The organism is Permianibacter fluminis, from assembly GCF_013179735.1.
Taxonomy (GTDB): domain Bacteria; phylum Pseudomonadota; class Gammaproteobacteria; order Enterobacterales; family Permianibacteraceae; genus Permianibacter; species Permianibacter fluminis.
The window spans coordinates 727,334-743,246 of record NZ_JABMEG010000001.1; the positions used below are offsets into that span (position 1 = coordinate 727,334).

Here is a 15,913-nt window from a genome sequence, read left to right on the forward strand (position 1 = left end):
AGGTGATTCAGATACTTGCACGGCCAGGTGTGGTATCTGATACCCACTCAGAGCGGGACGGCTTCTCAGGAGGTCGTCCCGTTTTGCTTTTATGGGTCCATAGAACCTTCAGTCGAGTTAGCGGTGTTCGTCAGGATGACAAACCGCATCGCATTAATCTGATTGCTGCCAAGGCGGCCTAGTGCCTCCCACAACGCATCCACCAGTTCGTATTCCTCAGGTGAAGCATTTGTCGGCACCGTTCTGTGCCGTAGCGAAATGCGCGCAGCTTTCTCTAAAGCTTTGCGCTCGCCTTCTGAAAGCGACAACTCCACAGCCATTCGCTCAATGAACCGTTCCGGCATTCGCCGTGCGCCGGTTTCCAATTGGCTTAAATAGCTCGCGCCGATCCCCAGCCTCTCAGCTAATTCTGCTTGTCGTATTTTTCGGCGTCGGCGGATATCCGCGAGCACTGCTGAAGCAGGTGTTGGCATGTCACATCAGGTAGCCGTTATTCGTAGCATCGGAAATTTAGCTCTTCGGCTACCCGCTCGCAACAATTTGATTTATAAAGACAATTTACCCACAAAACGTGGTTTTACGGTCTTAAAAAGGGCGATTTCTATGGAACAGATTCCACGTATTGAAGCGTTTCCTGAACTGGCATCGCTGTTGGCGCCGATTCCAGCTTGGTATCCAAATCCGAAAGCCGTGGAGTCCTTTGTGTTGGTCATGTCGTTGCAACCAGAAGACCTGCGTTTGGCTGATGAAGACCAGCCACCGGAAAAGCATCCACTGTCATTCGTTCTGTGCCATCACCCGATTGGTAAGCTGATATGCCTTTCTGAAGCAGCCGAGGAACGAGAGCAGGCGTTCCGAGCATGGGTGAAAGGAACTCATCATCTGGAGGTTGAGTTTGTTCGCGTTGTACCTGGCGAGCATCGATTTCAGGCAGCATTCGACACCTTTTCTCGCTCCATAAAGGAAGAGGAGCGCCATCGATACATCTACTTTCTTCGCCCTCATTACATTGATATTCAGCCCTTCGAGTTTTTTCCAAAGAGTCGCTCTCTGCCCAGAGGAATGAGGGTTCTTGTCGATGGATCTCGAATGAGGTACTCAAGCGAGCTGGTCAAAAATCAAAGTGTCGGAATTGTATTGCCGAAAGCCGTTCTCAGAACTGAGGAGGACGGAAAGTGGCGATTGGGATTTTGTGGGCTCACCACGATTCTCTTTGACGACCCGCGTTGGTCGACATTAGTGGACCAGCTCAGCCATGAGTCCACTGCTCACGTCATGCTGTTGGCCCACAACATTTCAGACATGGAGCAAGCGCTTTCGGTTTTCGCCCATTTCGAACCACAGACCTACATTTCTGTTTCGATGGATTTCCATTATGAGAAAGGAAAAGAGGTCGTTTTTACCAGCCCGATCTCAACTTATCATCGTGATATTGATCTTCTCCGTGAGGTTGGCGAAGAGCCAGTGGTCTTCTTTAATCCTGACTTTGCCGATCCAAACAGTATTGTTTGGAATGAACAGTTGCTTGGCAAAGCGTTTCATCGCTATCTCTTATCAAGGTCGGTTGATCGACGCTTCTGTACGGCATTTGTCGTTGGGCGGCGCACTACCAAGGAAGTACGGAAGAGCCTATCGAAGGTTTCCGGACGAGTGATTGAAATTTGCGAGCACGTGGATTCTGACCGTGGAAATCTTGCGATGGTGTCACATGCAATTGCAGAGGCCTTTCATAACCAGCGTGTCAAACGTGGCTTTGAACTGGTACCTTTCGAAAGCTTCGAAAAAGCCAGAAACGTGTTGAGAGATGGCGGTACAGATGACCTTAAAGCATTCGCTCGGGCGGCTGTGGCGACCGTCCTAGCAAAGCCAGAGACAGACGAAAAGATGCCTCGTGGCCAAGCGCTCATGGAGCAATTGCAGGAAATCGCAGCCGGCCACTGGCCAGAAAACGTTTGCCCATTGGACCGATTGAGGGATGCTTTTGTCACGCTTCTAGCTGTATTGGCCAAGGACAAGTACGGTGATCAGGATGATGCTGGCCATGTTTTGGGGTTTGCTGATGGAAGAGGCTTAGACCGATACTTAAAAAGACGAGATGAGTTTGGGTTCTGAGGTATGCACACAAGCAGTTAGTTGCCGGCTCAGTATTCATGCGCGTTAGCAACATAGACAGTATGTCGGTCTATTGAGCCGGCAATTCAGTTGAGGCTGACTTATGACTGGTTTCGACCCAAAGCAGACGGAGCAAAAAGTGGCGTTGGCTTTCTAATGCTGTGAGTTGCCACAAAACGAGAACCCAATGACTCAGCGATACAAATGGGGCACAATGTAGCTACAAACTACCTTGGGGCATACAATGGCAAGCAGTAGTGATGTCGTTCGCGCCCGGATTGACGGGCATATCAAAGAGGAAGCAACGAACGTGTTGGCCGGAATGGGCCTGTCTGTTTCGGATGCAATTCGGATGCTGCTCACTCGCATTGCGGCCGATAAAGCACTTCCCTTTGATATCAATCGTGCTCCGTCCCAATCGGATACCAAGAAGCCATGAGGTCTAGCCTGAAGGATTCCAAGAACATTAAGTCACGGGTTTGAATCCATGGATCGCATACAGCAGCTCAACTACGAAAAGGACTTCCGTATTGCCTTCTTGGAATCCAAGGGGGACGGGTTTCAACGCCTGTTTGAGAAGCTGATGTCGAAGGCTCACCCCAACGATTTCATGGCTTGCCGTCCCTGGGGTAGTGTTGGAGACCGGAAAAACGATGGGTATCTGCCTTCCGCGCGAATCCTGTTCCAGAGCTATGCCCCCAATGAATTGAGCGCAGCCGAGGCCATCAAGAAGATCAACGAAGATTTCGAGGGGGCCAAAGAGCACTGGGAAGACTATTTCGATGAATGGACTTTTGTTCACAACGCACCCGATGGTCGCTTGGGTCCTCACATCATCGAAGTCCTAGCCAAACTTGGGCAAGAAAATCCAAAGATCAAAATCGGCCACTGCGGATACGAGGAAATGCTGGCGAAGTTCCGCCAGTTGAGCTTGCAGGATATTGAATCCTGGTTTGGGCCCTCGCTAACGATGGAAGCGAATGTCAATCTCGGGTACAGCGACCTGATCGCTGTGCTCACCCACATCAGCATCGCTCCTGTGCCTACGGCCAGCGAAGTGAAGGACGTGTCTCGCGGGAAGATCGAGGCAAACCTCCTGTCCCAAGCTGTAGCTGACTTTCTGAAGATTGGCATGCAGAAGTCGCCACTCGTTGCGCAGTTCTTCAATAACTGGAAGAACCCTACCTACGGTGAACAAATCGCGCAGGCGTTCAAGAGTGAATACTTGAAGCTGCGGGACGAAATTCCCCAACTCCATCCCGATGAAATATTCGGCCGCCTCGAAGCATGGGCCGGGGGCACGGCGAATACTACGCCCACGCATAAAGCGGCGGTGTTGGCTGTTATGGCATACCTATTCGATAAGTGCGAGATTTTTGAAGACGCTCAAGCGGTGGGGGCTGCATGATCCTGCCGTCGAAACATCTGCCGCAGGACCGCGCGCTATTGACCGTCGGCGCGCATGTTCTGACTTTTCTCGAACTGCCAAAGACTGTCTCCGCACTTTGGGATGAATTGAACAGGCATGAGGCAGGCCTGGCTGCAATGCCTCGGCGAATTACTTACGACTGGTTCCTGCTCGCCCTCGATCTCCTGTACGCCCTTGGGACCATCGAACTTGAGAGCGGCCTTGTGGCACGGAGGACAGCTTGATTCATCACATTTTCAGCACGCTGCCCAGTTTCAAGAGCCTTGGAGATCTGAAGCCCGGCCTGAATGTGCTGCTTGCTCAAAAAACCGAGGGTGCGACCAGCAAGCAAACGCGCAATCGCGCCGGCAAGACCAGTTTCGTTGAGCTTGTGCATTTTCTGCTTGGTTCCGACGCTGGTCCGGACTCGATATTCCGCACCCCGGAGTTGGCGGAGCACACCTTCGGCATGGACTTCGACCTGAAGTCAGAACGCACGGTCGTCGAGCGCAGCGGTGGTTCCAAAGCCAAAGTCTTCATGGCAGCCCCGCCAGCAGCGAAGGTCAAGTTTTCGGCCACCGATTGGTGTACGTTCCTCGGCGAACAAATGTTTGGTCTGAGCAGCCTTGAAGCTGCAGGCAGCAAGCCTCCTTCGTTCCGGTCGCTGTTTGCCTACTTTGTGCGCCGACAGTCGAGCGGTGCCTTTACGACGCCGGAAAAGCAGGCCGCTATGCAGGGTACTGGCGACATGCAGATGGCGCTGATGTTCCTGCTCGGATTGGACTGGCAGATTGCCCGGGATTGGCAAGCTGTTCGCGATCGGGAAAAGACCCTCGAAGAGCTGAAGAAGGCAGCTGGGAACGGCGCATTCGGTTCAATCATCGGTAAGGCCGCTGACTTGCGCACGGAGCTGACCATTCAGGAAGCTCGTCTCAAGAAGCTTCACGCAGAAGTTGAGACTTTTCATGTCTTGCCGGAATACCGAGAACTGGAAGTTGAAAGCGCCATGTTGACACGCCAGCTCAATGAGTTGGCCAACGCCAACACCATCGACTTCACGGCTATTCGTGATCTGGAAAGCGCACTTGCCTCCGAGGTTCCTCCAGACCATGAAGACCTCCAAGCGGTCTATCAAGAAGCAGGCGTCGTACTTCCTGGACTGGTCAAGCGCCGCTATGAGGACGTGAAGAGCTTTCACGAATCGGTGGTGCGCAATCGCAAAGACTATCTGTCCAGTGAACTTGAAGCTGCCAAGCTGCGTATCGAGCTGCGTGATAGTAAGAAGGCGCAGCTCGATCGGCGGCGCGGTGAAATCCTGGGCATTCTCAAGAGCCACGGTGCGCTCGAACAGTTCCTTAAACTGCAAGGCGAACTGGGACGGCTGGAATCAGAAGTGGAATCGTTGCGACAACGCTTCGAGGCTGCCGAGCAGCTCGAAGGCACCAAGAACGAGTTGGAGATCGAGCGCAACCGCCTCACGATCCGCCTTCGGCGTGATTTCGCCGAGCAGAAGGAGCGATTGGCCGAAGCCATCGTCGCCTTCGAGGAAACTTCACAACGCTTGTATGAATCGGCCGGCAGCATGACTGTCGATGAAACTTCCAATGGGCCGATATTCAAATTTCCGATGCAGGGCGAACGCAGCAAGGGCATCAAAAACATGCAGATCTTCTGCTTCGACATGATGCTGATGCGTTTATGCGTCAAGCGGAAAATCGGGCCGGGATTCCTGATCCATGACAGCCATCTGTTTGATGGTGTTGACGGGCGCCAGGTTATCAGTGCATTGCGACTTGGCTCAGAGATCGCGCAGGAGCTTGGTTTTCAGTACATCGTGACGATGAATGAGGACGATGCCTTCAAGGAGACCATCGATGGCTTCGACCTTAACGACTATGTGCTGCCTAAACGTTTAACTGATGCCACTGAAGATGGTGGGCTGTTTGGCATCAGATTTGGATGAATGCAAGATTGATGGCGGTTGAAATATTGGAGTGTGCCTGAATTCCAGGAGTTCCATGGGCATCGGCAATCGGGGCAAGTAAGGCCACACCATTCACCTGAGATCTGCGAGAGATAAGAAGCATGATTGGGCAAAGAACCCGCTATTCGTTCGCGCAATTCCTGGAGCTTCAAGAGCCCATGAATTCAATCGTGCTCTTGGGCAAATACGGCGTGCAACATTTGTCGCTGCTGCACGGACAACTGTTGCACGGTTTACTGAACACGCTGCGCGGTCTCGATGACCGCACGCTCATGCTGGCGCTGACCGAGGTCGTTGCGACTGCGGGCGATCTGCGGGCCAGGGTCAATCCGAAATATCGGTTCGACGAGCGCCTGCACGACCTGGCGCAATGCCTGCTGCTGGACGGTTACATCATCCAGGGCAAGAAGCTGGTTCAAACCGATCCGTCGATTGCCGATGCTGCGCCCTTGGAAGACGACCTGATCGACGCATTACAGAACTCGGGAGCTCCTCGTGCGCAGGAAATTATCGCTAAGGTCAACGACTCGGCTGGCGCGTTCCGGGCGACACCGCCCGACTACAACGCCTCGCTTGTGAACGCCCGTGTCGCGCTTGAGACGTTGGCTGGTGACGTAGCCGCAAATGTCGCCTCACAGCAGCAGATACCCCCCACCTACAACTCATCGAAGTGGGGTGAGGTGCTTGCATTCCTGCGCAGCAGCGGCGAGATCACGGTCGAGGAGGAAAAAGGATTGGCTGGCGTGTTCGGTTTTCTGAGTCCTGGCGCTCACCGTCCGGTGGGCATCCCGGAAGATCAGATGACGCGACTCGGCCGCTCCTTCGCGCTCAATATGTGCTGGTTTCTGCTAAAGAACCACCTCGCGCGAAACTAACAGCCTTGACCGCCCCGACTTGAATACGCAAGGACCGACGCATGCCGTTTGAGATCAAACCTTGGGAAGCGATTGCTGAGGACTACGGGTGCACAATTCTGCTGGGCAACGGAGCTAGCATTTCTGTGAACCCGAGCTTCTCTTACGGCTCGTTACTCCAACATGCCGCTGAGAATAACCTCCTTCCCGGGGATGCTCAGCGGCTGTTTGATTTCTTTCAGACCAACGACTTCGAGCTAATTCTTCGGATCGTCTGGCAGGCATCGAACGTCAATCAGTCGCTGCGCATACCGGACGAACGAACCCATGCTGCCTATGTGAGTCTCCGGGACTGCCTCATACAAACAGTCCGCGACATTCACCCGGAGCACGATGCTGTTAGCGCACACTTGCCGAGCATTTATCAGTTCCTGAAGCGGTTCAGAACCGTCATCTCACTCAACTACGACTTGGTGCTGTACTGGGCCATGACCTATGGGCTGGATGTCGAAGACCAGCATGCTTTCAAGGACTGCTTCGTGGACGGTGGCGCCTTCGATGATGACTGGCAACGTTTCAGACAGCCGATCCGAGGGGACCGTTCAACCACGCTTGTGTTTTATGCCCATGGCAGTCTGGTGCTGTGCCGAAACTTGGTGGAGCAGGAGCGCAAGATCCACAATGTTCAGGACGGGTTGCTGGAGGCGATCCTGCAACGCTGGCAAAACGGAGAAGTCGTGCCTTTGTTCGTGAGCGAGGGAACATGGCAGCAGAAAGTTGCTTCCATCCAAAACAGCTACTACCTCTCCACGGTCTACAGAGAGGTCCTGAAATCGCGGCAGGACACGCTTGTGGTCTACGGCTGGGGCTTCGCCGACCAAGACATCCATCTCCTGCAGCGTATGCGAGACACGGGCATCAATCGTGTAGCGGTTTCTGTATTCCGAGGGGATCAGGCGTACTGCAACCGGATATTCCAGATGATCCACGACATCTTGGGCGCGCATGTCGAAGTGGAGTTCTTCGGCAGCGAGAGTCCCGGTTGCTGGATTCACCCAACTCACTGAGCTCATTCTTCGAATGCGTAAACCGACTAATGGGTTTCGCTTAGGTTCTACCCATTCTGCGAACTCATTTCGACCGTCCGCTTCTGGCCGAAAGCGACCAATAGCAACCGCTCATTTCACAACTTCTGAGTCACTGCATTGCGACAGCTGTTTTTCGTAGATGTGCAAAATAAAGCGTAGGCTCATAGGCGGTGGAGACGGATAAGTTCTTGGGCCTCATGTAAGGCAGCCGAGTACAGGTCGTTACTGTTGTGGCAAAGCCTAGCTACAACCGAACGATGCGCCTCCTCGCTCGTCGAAAATTCTATGACGCCGAATCGCCCAGCAATCTCGCTCAGTGGAGCCTTTCCCCACGAGTCCTCTGCCATACCATCAGGGTGGATCACTACACTGTGCACATATCCACTAGCAGCTCTCTTAGTCCCTTCGAATCGAGGCGAGAATCGCTTTGCAATTAGTCCCACAGGGGTCAGCCCGGTTAGCTCCTTCATCGCCTCTGCATAAGGTGCGCACCGGCCGTATGTGAATGTCGCCGCTCTATCTGCCGGCAAACTTGGCGAGTTTCTCTGTGGGATGGAGGCAAGGAAGTGGAAATTCAAAGCGATCGCTTCTGACGCTCGCTTGATATTTGCCTCGTTAGGCTGAACACGTAAGGGCTGGCGTGTAAGACCCTCCTCACTATAATAACGCGTGTAAACCCCACCACCACTCAATTGCATCTTGGTAGCGAGTGGTTGAATAATGCGCTCGTTGTATTCAAAAAATGACCGTACACCTCGAACATCGAAGACCAGCTCGCTATTGTCTGCAACGTGGACGCGTAGAGGCCGGAGCTTGTCGGTGGTGATACTTTCTTGATGTTCCACTGAGTTGGACAACCAGTCCACTTGCAATAGCCATCCCGTTATTCGTGCGAGTGCGACAGCAAAGTCCACGCAGTCGTTGGTTTCCCACTCCTCAATCAAATTCGGAGCGAAAGCCGCTCTCTGCTTTATCCGGGCTTGTCCCATACGGCACATATCTCCAGCGAGTCCTGCAATGGCGTTGAAAAATTGGCTGTTCATCAACCATTGCGCAAGGTTGAAGAGACGAACGCTACGTACCGCTTTGGTTTCCTCACGCTCAACCGTGACTTTGAAATTGCGGTTCGGTGGTTGGATTGTTTAGATCATTCTGACTCACAGCCCCACAATTTCCGTTTCGAGTTGTTTGGTTTGTGGGTTGGCCAAACCGAGCTTCAAGCCCCGCTGCTTTCCCTCACGAGCAGCGAGATATAGTTGGAGGGCTTTCCGCAAAATTTCACTTTTGTTGGTTTCGGCTTCCGCTACCACACGGTCGAGTTCATTGTTAAGGTCATCAGAGAGGACCACGTTGAAACGGACGCTCATGGCAATTACTTCCTATGCACAATTAATGCGTAAAATATGCACATAAATTGCGTATCTCGCAATGAGCCGCAGAATAATAGTCTTTGGAAAAGTGGCCCTTTTTTTCAACGCAATATGCTGACGTGGCCGAGCCTCCAATCCCAATCGGTGGCTCGGCCTTACAGTCGGTACCAACGTGCAGTTCGCTGTGCTGGTGCCCGTTCGGTGATTCGAGCCGGCTGGACCCGGCCCACAAGCAGAACGGTCGGGTCACCTCATTGAATGGCCGCCCTGTCGAGGTGGGCCGGTTTGGCCGGAAATTCGGTCCGGTACCTACACTTACAGACACTGTTCCCGGTAAATAATGAAGAAATCGCCACCAACTACTCATTTAAGTAACACGTTGATATTAAAGAAAAAGGCCCTTTCGGGCCTTTTCTGTTTGGACGTCTATTCGGTCTTATTGTGAGAATTCGAACGCCTTATTGTGAGATCCCACAATTTTTTTATCAAACGTCGAGGTTGGCGACAGCCAGCGCGTTCGACTCAATGAACTCCCGCCTCGGCTCCACGTTGTCGCCCATCAGGCAGGTGAACAACTGGTCGGCGGCGACGGCGTCTTCGACGGTGACTTTGAGCATGCGGCGGACGTTCGGGTCCATGGTGGTTTCCCAGAGCTGCTCGGGGTTCATTTCGCCCAAGCCTTTGTAGCGCTGGACGCCGAGGCCGCGTTTGGATTGTTCCATAAGCCAGATCATGGCTTCGCGGAAGCGGGTGATTTCCTGCTTGCGCTCGCCGCGCTGAATGTAAGCACCCACTTCCAACAGACTGCGGATGGTGTCGCCCACTGCAACGATCTTGCGATAGTCGTTGGAGCTGAAGAAGTCTTTGTCGAAGCGGTAGACCTGGTCGACGCCGTGGTGACGGATGTGCACTTCTGGCAGGAACAGGTGGCGCTCGCTGTCTTCGGCGGCGATGACCTCGTAGCGGGTGGCGGCGCCGGCTGGGGTTTCCAGACGCTCGTTCAGCTGTTTGGCCCAGGCTTCGACGGCGGCTTTTTCGGTCAGTTGCTCGACACTGAGGGTCGGCAGCTCGATGAAGTGTTCCATGACTTCGGCCGGGTAAATACGGGACAGTCGTTCTACAACGGCTTGAGCGCCACGGTAGTCCTTGACCAGCGTTTCGAGGCCGAGACCGGTGATGGCCGGGGCCTGCGGGTTGCTGAACAGGGCGGCGTCATCGAGCGCCATATTGGTCAGGAAGTCTTCCAGCGCCTTTTCGTCTTTCAGGTACTGCTCCTGCTTGCCCTTTTTGACCTTATATAGCGGCGGCTGGGCGATATAGAGATAGCCGCGCTCGATCAGTTCCGGCATCTGCCGGTAGAAGAAGGTCAGCAGCAGGGTCCGGATGTGGGCGCCGTCGACGTCGGCGTCGGTCATGATGATGATGCTGTGGTAGCGAGCCTTGTCCGGGTTGTAGTCTTCGCGGCCGATGCCGGTGCCAAGCGCGGTGATCAGGGTGCCGACTTCCTGCGAGCTCAGCATCTTGTCGAAGCGGGCTTTCTCAACGTTCAAGATCTTGCCTTTTAGCGGCAAGATCGCCTGATTTTTGCGATTTCGGCCCTGTTTTGCCGAACCACCCGCAGAATCACCCTCGACGATGTAGAGCTCGGACAGCGCCGGGTCGCGTTCCTGGCAGTCGGCCAGTTTGCCCGGCAGGCCGGCGATATCGAGCGCGCCTTTGCGGCGGGTCATTTCGCGGGCCTTGCGGGCGGCTTCGCGGGCGCGGGCGGCGTCGATCATCTTGCCGCAGATGGCCTTGGCGTCGTTCGGGTTTTCCAGCAGAAAGGTTTCAAGCGCATCGAACATTGCGGTTTCGACCGCCGATTTCACTTCCGACGAGACCAGCTTGTCCTTGGTCTGGCTGGAGAATTTCGGGTCCGGCACTTTAACCGAGACGACCGCGGTCAGGCCTTCGCGCGAGTCGTCACCGGTGGTCTGGATCTTGGCCTTGGCCAGCAGACCCTCTTTTTCCATGTACTGGTTCAGGCTGCGGGTCAACGCAGCGCGGAAGCCTGCCAGGTGGGTGCCGCCGTCGCGCTGCGGAATGTTGTTGGTGAAGCAGAACACGTTCTCGGCGTAGGTGTCGTTCCACTGCAGGGCGATCTCGACCGTGACCGGCGGGGTGCCTTCGACTTCGCGGCTGAAATAGAACGCGGTCGGGTGAACCAAAGTCTTGTTTTTGTTCAGGTAATCAACGAAAGCCTTGATACCGCCTTCGTAGCAGAAGTGATCGTGGCGGCCATTGCGCTCATCGGTCAGCTTGATTGAGACGCCGGAATTCAGGAACGACAGCTCGCGCAGGCGCTTGGCCAGAATCTCGTAATGGAACTCGGTGTTGGTGAAGATTTCCGGGCTCGGGTGGAAGCGAACGGTGGTGCCGGTGGTGTTGGCATCGCCCGTCGGGGCGATCGGGGCCTGCGGCACGCCGAGGTGGTAGGTCTGTTCCCAGATCTTGCCTTGACGGCGGATGGTCAGGTTCAGCACGTCGGACAGCGCGTTGACCACCGAAACACCGACGCCATGCAGGCCACCGGAGACCTTGTAGCTGTTCTGGTTGAACTTGCCGCCGGCGTGCAGCACGGTCATGACCACCTCGGCGGCAGAAACGCCCTCCTCCGGGTGAATATCGACCGGGATGCCACGGCCGTTGTCGGCCACCGAGACGGAATCATCGGTGTGGATGATGACGTTGATATCGGTACACCAGCCGGCCAGTGCCTCGTCGATGGCGTTGTCGACCACCTCGAACACCATGTGGTGCAGGCCGGTGCCGTCGTCGGTGTCGCCGATGTACATGCCGGGGCGCTTGCGCACCGCGTCGAGGCCTTTCAGAACGGAAATACTGGAGGAATCGTAGCCGCCGTTATCGGTATGTTCAGTGGTCATGCTGGGTTTCCACACGTCGCTGCTGCGCGCGCAACGTTTTTGCCAAGTTTCAGGTTTCGTTTTAGTGCTGCAACGGCCCGCCAACACTGGGTTGCCGGACCGGAAAATCGGGTGGTGGTGACGTCTGCCGCCGGCGCATCACTGTAGTGCCGAGACCACGCCATGTTCCACGTGAAACATGGCGCCATTATACCGCGCCAGCAGGTCCTCCGGCCCCTTTTGTGTGGCCGTGACAAACACCTGCCAGCCCGGCAACGCCAGCACCGACGCCAGTAATTCCGCCTGTCGGGCCGCATCCAGCTCGGTGCTGATGTCATCCAGCAACAACAGCCCGCCCCGCTCATTCTGCTCGGCAACTTTACGCAGCTGGGCCAGATGCAAGGCCTGGACGACCAGCTTGCACTGGCCGCGGGAGAGCTTCTCGTCTGCAGCGATGCGGCCGATACGGACACGGAGGTCGGCCTTGTGGGGGCCGTAGCCGGTCGCGCCATTGATGCGGTCGCGTTCGAGGCCCGTCTCCAGCAACTCTGCCAGCTGGCCTTCGGGCCAGCCACGGTACCAATCGAAGCTGACACCGGCATCCGGCAGGAAGCCAGCCACGGCCGCTTCGACGTCAGGTGCCAGCATCTGCCAGTAGTGCAGGCGAAGTCGGTGCAAAATGTCCGCAGCTTCAACGAGTTGGCTGGTCCATGGCGCCAGCTCCTTGCTACCGGCCTTTGCCTTCAACAAGGCATTGCGTTGTTGCAGCAGCCGGGCATAACGCTGGGCGATGCCGGCGTAACCATGTTCCACGTGGAACACGCCCCAATCGAGGAAGCGCCGGCGCTCGCGCGGGCTGGCCGACAACAGGGAATAGCTATCAGGGGTGAGTACCTGAACCGGCATCAAAGTCGCGACAGCCGACAGCTTGCGCTCACTCTGCCCGTCCAGCCGAAGTTCGAAGCCGCTCTGGCGGTCGCGCCGAACACCAATCCGGTGTTCCTGTGCCCCACTCTGCCAACGGCCGAACACCGTCAGTTCGGCCTTGCCGTCCTGGATGACCCGCTCAATCTGGCTGCTACGAAAGGATCGGCCGGTGGCCAACAGGCCAATGGCTTCCAGAAGTGAAGTCTTGCCGGCGCCATTGCCACCAAAGACCCAATTGAGATGGGGCGCCGGTAAGAGCGCCCCATCGGTCAAATTGCGTATGTGCTGAAAGCGAAGCTCGGTCAGCATGCAGCTTGCAGGCTCATTACAACAACATCACAGCCGCATCGGCATGACCAGATACAGCGTGCCGCTGCCTCCGTGCTCTTCAGCCAGGGCCGGGCTGGCCGCATCGCTGAACATGAACCGGAGTTTCTCCCACTTCACGGCATTGACGATGTCCATCAGGTAGTTAACGTTGAAGCCGACTTCCAGATCCGAGCTGGTGTAATCGACGTCGACTTCAATCTCCGCCTCTTCCTGCTCGGGGTTGTTGGCAACCAGCACCAGCTGGCCAGTCTTCAGATTCAGCCGAACACCGCGGAATTTCTCGTTGCACAGGATGGCGGCGCGGCCCAAGGCCTCCTTCAAGGATTCGCGAGCGATGACCATGATCTTGTCGCCGCTTCGCGGAATGACCTTCTCGTATTCCGGAAACTTGCCATCGACCAACTTGGACACGAAGTGATAACTATCAGTCTGGACCCGAATATGATTGGTACCGACCGTGACTTTGACGGTCTGATCAGACGGTTCCAGCAGCCGCAACAGCTCCATGATGCCCTTGCGCGGCACGATGACGCCAAAGTCGCCCTGCGCTTCAACCGGGCTGCGCGCCTCGGCCAAGGCCAAGCGGTGGCCATCGGTGGCAACGGCACGAAGCCGGCCGGACTTCAGCTCGACGAACAGACCATTCATGTAATAGCGAACATCGCCCTGGGCAATCGCGAACTGGCTGCGTTCAAACAGCGAGCGCAATTCCACCTGCGGCAAATCAAAGCTGACCGCGCCCGGACCCTCTTCCAGCGACGGAAACTCCGAGGCCGGCAAGGTCGTCAGGGTAAACCGGTTGCTGCCAGAGCGAACCGTGACACGGCCATCGCCCAACTGAAAGGTCACGGTCTGTTTGTCCGGCAGGGCTTTGACGATGTCGAGAAACTTGCGCGCCGGCACCGTGATATCGCCAGGCTCACCTTTCTCCAGCGCAACTTCAGCGCGCAATTCCACTTCCAGATCGGTGCCGGTCAGACTCAATTTGCCTTCCTCGACACTGACCAACACGTTGGCCAGAATTGGCAAATTATTGCGACGCTCCACCGCGCCACAAACCATGTTCAAAGCCGGAAGCAAATTTTCGCGCGCTATCGTGAATTTCATGTTGGGCTCGAGATCACAAGATATTGTGTTTTAGTTATACACCGATCACATCAGCTGGAAAGCGTACGCAACAAGTTCGCGTAATCTTCTTCCATGCTGCGATCACTTTCTTTCAATTCCTTGACCTTGCGACAAGCGTGCAACACCGTCGTATGGTCCTTTCCACCAAACGCTTCACCAATTTCCGGCAGTGAATGGTTGGTTAATTCTTTCGACAAGGCCATCGCGACTTGTCGTGGCCGCGCTACCGAACGCGAACGCCGCTTCGACAACAGATCCGACAGCTTGATGCGGTAATACTCGGCGACCACTTTCTGAATGTTCTCGATGGTAACCATTTTTTCTTGCGCGGCAATCAAATCCCGCAAGGCTTCCCGCACCATGTCGACCGAAATCTGGCGGCCGGTGAAATGGGCATAGGCAATGACCTTGGTCAGCGCCCCTTCCAGCTCGCGCACGTTCGAGCGAATCCGTTTGGCAATGAAGAACGCGACTTCCTGTTGCAGGCCAACGTGCGCATTCTCGGCTTTTGCCATCAAGATCGCGACACGTGTCTCCAGATCCGGCGGTTCAATCGCAACGGTGAGTCCCCAACCGAAACGGGATTTCAGTCGGTCTTCCAGGCCTTCCACTTCCTTGGGATAGCGATCACAGGTGATCACGATCTGCCGGTTGGTCTCGAACAAAGTATTGAAGTTGTGAAAAAACTCTTCCTGCGAGCGGTCCTTGCCGGCAAAGAATTGGATGTCGTCAATCAACAAGGCATCAAGTGAACGGTAATAACGCTTCCATTGCTCGATGCTGTTGGTCTGCAAGGCTTTGACCATGTCCTGGACATAGCGCTCAGACCGCACGTACACCACTTTGGCGCCCGGCTTCTGTTGCTCGATGGCATTGCCGACCGCGTGCATGAGGTGGGTCTTTCCCAGACCGGTTGCGCCATAAATAAACAAGGGGTTGTAGGCCCGACCTGAATTGAGCGCAGCCTGTAGTGCTGCCGCTTTGGCGACCTGGTTTGATTTGCCCTCGACAAAGTTATCGAAGACAAAGGTCGGATTCAGATTGCTGCGATGACTGGGTGCCGCCGGAACTGGCGTTGCCACCGATTCCTCGGGCTTGCGCTCCGGCATCACCTCGACTCGGCTCGTTGCCGGTGCCGGACTTGTTGCAGCGGGTTTGGCGGCTTCATTGAGACGACGCTCGCCAACGGCCAATTGCACCATCGGCGCTTTGTCACCGGCCAGTTCAACCAGAAAATCACGGATTCTTGGCAAATAGCGGTCGCGCACCCACTCCAGAACAAACCGGTTCGGGGCAAACAGTTGGACTTCCTGTTCCGTTTCATGGGCTTGCAGCGGCCGAATCCACATGCTGAATTCGTCCGGCTTCAGTTCATCTTGTAAACGGGCTTGGCAATGCGGCCAAAACGATCCCTGGCTCATTTCTACCGTTCTGATTTTTGGGGCGGCGGGAAAGCAAGCGGCAGAGTGTAAGGACGAGCGCAAAAATAATCCACAGGGCTTGGTCAAATTTGTTTCCCTTGACAAGCTTTTACCGGATCGGATCTTGCAAAACTGGCTGGTTCTCGGCAGAAAAAAGGAAAACCTCTGTAAATCTGTTGATAAATATTATCGATTCAAAAAAAAGCTACTTTTATCAACAGAAACAAGTCATCTATACCGTTCAGTATTACCGGTTTATCACAGCATAACAAAGCAAATTAATTAAATAAAAACAATCACTTAAATATCTTACTAACAGAAAATTTCGACATAATAGTTATTAACAGTAAGAAAAGATCTTCTTTCACCAAAAGAACTTATTAGGGTT

The 15,913-nt window shown here is 55.0% G+C and carries 15 protein-coding genes; 8 read left to right on the forward strand and 7 right to left on the reverse strand.

Annotated features, from left to right (window positions below; translation table 11 throughout):
- Positions 1-89: 89 nt before the first annotated feature.
- Positions 90-473, reverse strand: coding sequence for a helix-turn-helix domain-containing protein (locus HPT27_RS03170; protein WP_172238842.1), 384 nt, complete (start codon positions 471-473; stop codon positions 90-92).
- Between HPT27_RS03170 and HPT27_RS03175 the strand changes: the two genes are divergently transcribed.
- The 7 genes from HPT27_RS03175 to HPT27_RS03205 all read left to right on the forward strand — a co-directional run bounded on the left by HPT27_RS03175 (position 472) and on the right by HPT27_RS03205 (position 7,425).
- Positions 472-2,112: a hypothetical protein gene (locus HPT27_RS03175; RefSeq protein WP_172238845.1), complete on the forward strand. Its 1,641-nt coding sequence runs from the start codon at positions 472-474 to the stop codon at positions 2,110-2,112. The genes HPT27_RS03170 and HPT27_RS03175 overlap by 2 nt on opposite strands.
- 244 nt (positions 2,113-2,356) lie before the next feature.
- Positions 2,357-2,551 carry a type II toxin-antitoxin system RelB/DinJ family antitoxin gene (locus HPT27_RS03180; protein ID WP_172238848.1) on the forward strand — a complete coding sequence of 65 codons (195 nt, stop codon included), beginning with the start codon at positions 2,357-2,359 and terminating at the stop codon, positions 2,549-2,551.
- 48 nt (positions 2,552-2,599) lie between these two features.
- Positions 2,600-3,520 (forward strand): ABC-three component system protein, encoded by a 921-nt coding sequence (locus HPT27_RS03185; RefSeq protein ID WP_172238851.1) that lies wholly within the window; start codon positions 2,600-2,602, stop codon positions 3,518-3,520.
- Positions 3,517-3,765, forward strand: coding sequence for an ABC-three component system middle component 6 (locus HPT27_RS03190; protein ID WP_172238854.1), 249 nt, complete (start codon positions 3,517-3,519; stop codon positions 3,763-3,765). The genes HPT27_RS03185 and HPT27_RS03190 overlap by 4 nt, the downstream gene beginning before the upstream one ends.
- On the forward strand, positions 3,762-5,483 hold the full coding sequence (locus HPT27_RS03195; RefSeq protein ID WP_172238857.1) for an ABC-three component system protein: 1,722 nt from the start codon (positions 3,762-3,764) through the stop codon (positions 5,481-5,483). The genes HPT27_RS03190 and HPT27_RS03195 overlap by 4 nt, the downstream gene beginning before the upstream one ends.
- A 179-nt stretch (positions 5,484-5,662) precedes the next feature.
- Positions 5,663-6,379 (forward strand): hypothetical protein, encoded by a 717-nt coding sequence (locus HPT27_RS03200; protein WP_172238860.1) that lies wholly within the window; start codon positions 5,663-5,665, stop codon positions 6,377-6,379.
- Positions 6,380-6,420: 41 nt separating this feature from the next.
- Positions 6,421-7,425, forward strand: coding sequence for a DUF4917 family protein (locus tag HPT27_RS03205; protein WP_172238862.1), 1,005 nt, complete (start codon positions 6,421-6,423; stop codon positions 7,423-7,425).
- A 182-nt stretch (positions 7,426-7,607) separates the two neighbouring features.
- Here the strand turns inward: HPT27_RS03205 and HPT27_RS03210 are convergent, their stop codons facing one another.
- From HPT27_RS03210 to dnaA, 6 genes are all read right to left on the reverse strand, one after another.
- Positions 7,608-8,489 carry a hypothetical protein gene (locus HPT27_RS03210; protein WP_172238865.1) on the reverse strand — a complete coding sequence of 294 codons (882 nt, stop codon included), beginning with the start codon at positions 8,487-8,489 and terminating at the stop codon, positions 7,608-7,610.
- A gap of 114 nt (positions 8,490-8,603) precedes the next feature.
- The gene (locus tag HPT27_RS03215) at positions 8,604-8,813 is read right to left on the reverse strand and encodes a ribbon-helix-helix protein, CopG family (RefSeq protein WP_172238868.1); all 210 of its coding nucleotides are present in this window, start codon (positions 8,811-8,813) and stop codon (positions 8,604-8,606) included.
- 488 nt (positions 8,814-9,301) lie between these two features.
- A complete protein-coding gene (gyrB, locus tag HPT27_RS03220) occupies positions 9,302-11,740 on the reverse strand; it encodes a DNA topoisomerase (ATP-hydrolyzing) subunit B (protein WP_172238871.1) in 2,439 nt (812 codons plus the stop codon).
- A gap of 138 nt (positions 11,741-11,878) precedes the next feature.
- Complete coding sequence (gene recF / locus HPT27_RS03225; RefSeq protein WP_172238874.1) at positions 11,879-12,955, reverse strand: DNA replication/repair protein RecF; 1,077 nt, start codon at positions 12,953-12,955, stop codon at positions 11,879-11,881.
- A 27-nt stretch (positions 12,956-12,982) separates the two neighbouring features.
- A complete protein-coding gene (dnaN, locus tag HPT27_RS03230) occupies positions 12,983-14,083 on the reverse strand; it encodes a DNA polymerase III subunit beta (RefSeq protein WP_172238877.1) in 1,101 nt (366 codons plus the stop codon).
- A gap of 50 nt (positions 14,084-14,133) precedes the next feature.
- Entirely contained in the window at positions 14,134-15,525 is a 1,392-nt protein-coding gene (gene dnaA, locus HPT27_RS03235; protein WP_172238880.1) for a chromosomal replication initiator protein DnaA, read from the reverse strand.
- Between dnaA and HPT27_RS03240 the strand changes: the two genes are divergently transcribed.
- Positions 15,452-15,811 (forward strand): hypothetical protein, encoded by a 360-nt coding sequence (locus tag HPT27_RS03240; protein WP_172237154.1) that lies wholly within the window; start codon positions 15,452-15,454, stop codon positions 15,809-15,811. The genes dnaA and HPT27_RS03240 overlap by 74 nt on opposite strands.
- Positions 15,812-15,913: the final 102 nt, after the last annotated feature.

What these genes read in the sequence shown, in the direction of transcription:
- HPT27_RS03175 (WP_172238845.1), top strand. Translation starts at nt 472, where the DNA reads ATGTCACATCAGGTAGCCGTTATTCGTAGCATCGGAAATTTAGCTCTT.
- HPT27_RS03170 (WP_172238842.1), bottom strand. Translation starts at nt 473, where the DNA reads ATGCCAACACCTGCTTCAGCAGTGCTCGCGGATATCCGCCGACGCCGA.
- HPT27_RS03180 (WP_172238848.1), top strand. Translation starts at nt 2,357, where the DNA reads ATGGCAAGCAGTAGTGATGTCGTTCGCGCCCGGATTGACGGGCATATC.
- HPT27_RS03185 (WP_172238851.1), top strand. Translation starts at nt 2,600, where the DNA reads ATGGATCGCATACAGCAGCTCAACTACGAAAAGGACTTCCGTATTGCC.
- HPT27_RS03190 (WP_172238854.1), top strand. Translation starts at nt 3,517, where the DNA reads ATGATCCTGCCGTCGAAACATCTGCCGCAGGACCGCGCGCTATTGACC.
- HPT27_RS03200 (WP_172238860.1), top strand. Translation starts at nt 5,663, where the DNA reads ATGAATTCAATCGTGCTCTTGGGCAAATACGGCGTGCAACATTTGTCG.
- HPT27_RS03205 (WP_172238862.1), top strand. Translation starts at nt 6,421, where the DNA reads ATGCCGTTTGAGATCAAACCTTGGGAAGCGATTGCTGAGGACTACGGG.
- HPT27_RS03210 (WP_172238865.1), bottom strand. Translation starts at nt 8,489, where the DNA reads ATGAACAGCCAATTTTTCAACGCCATTGCAGGACTCGCTGGAGATATG.
- HPT27_RS03215 (WP_172238868.1), bottom strand. Translation starts at nt 8,813, where the DNA reads ATGAGCGTCCGTTTCAACGTGGTCCTCTCTGATGACCTTAACAATGAA.
- gyrB (WP_172238871.1), bottom strand. Translation starts at nt 11,740, where the DNA reads ATGACCACTGAACATACCGATAACGGCGGCTACGATTCCTCCAGTATT.
- recF (WP_172238874.1), bottom strand. Translation starts at nt 12,955, where the DNA reads ATGCTGACCGAGCTTCGCTTTCAGCACATACGCAATTTGACCGATGGG.
- dnaN (WP_172238877.1), bottom strand. Translation starts at nt 14,083, where the DNA reads ATGAAATTCACGATAGCGCGCGAAAATTTGCTTCCGGCTTTGAACATG.
- HPT27_RS03240 (WP_172237154.1), top strand. Translation starts at nt 15,452, where the DNA reads ATGCTGAATTCGTCCGGCTTCAGTTCATCTTGTAAACGGGCTTGGCAA.
- dnaA (WP_172238880.1), bottom strand. Translation starts at nt 15,525, where the DNA reads ATGAGCCAGGGATCGTTTTGGCCGCATTGCCAAGCCCGTTTACAAGAT.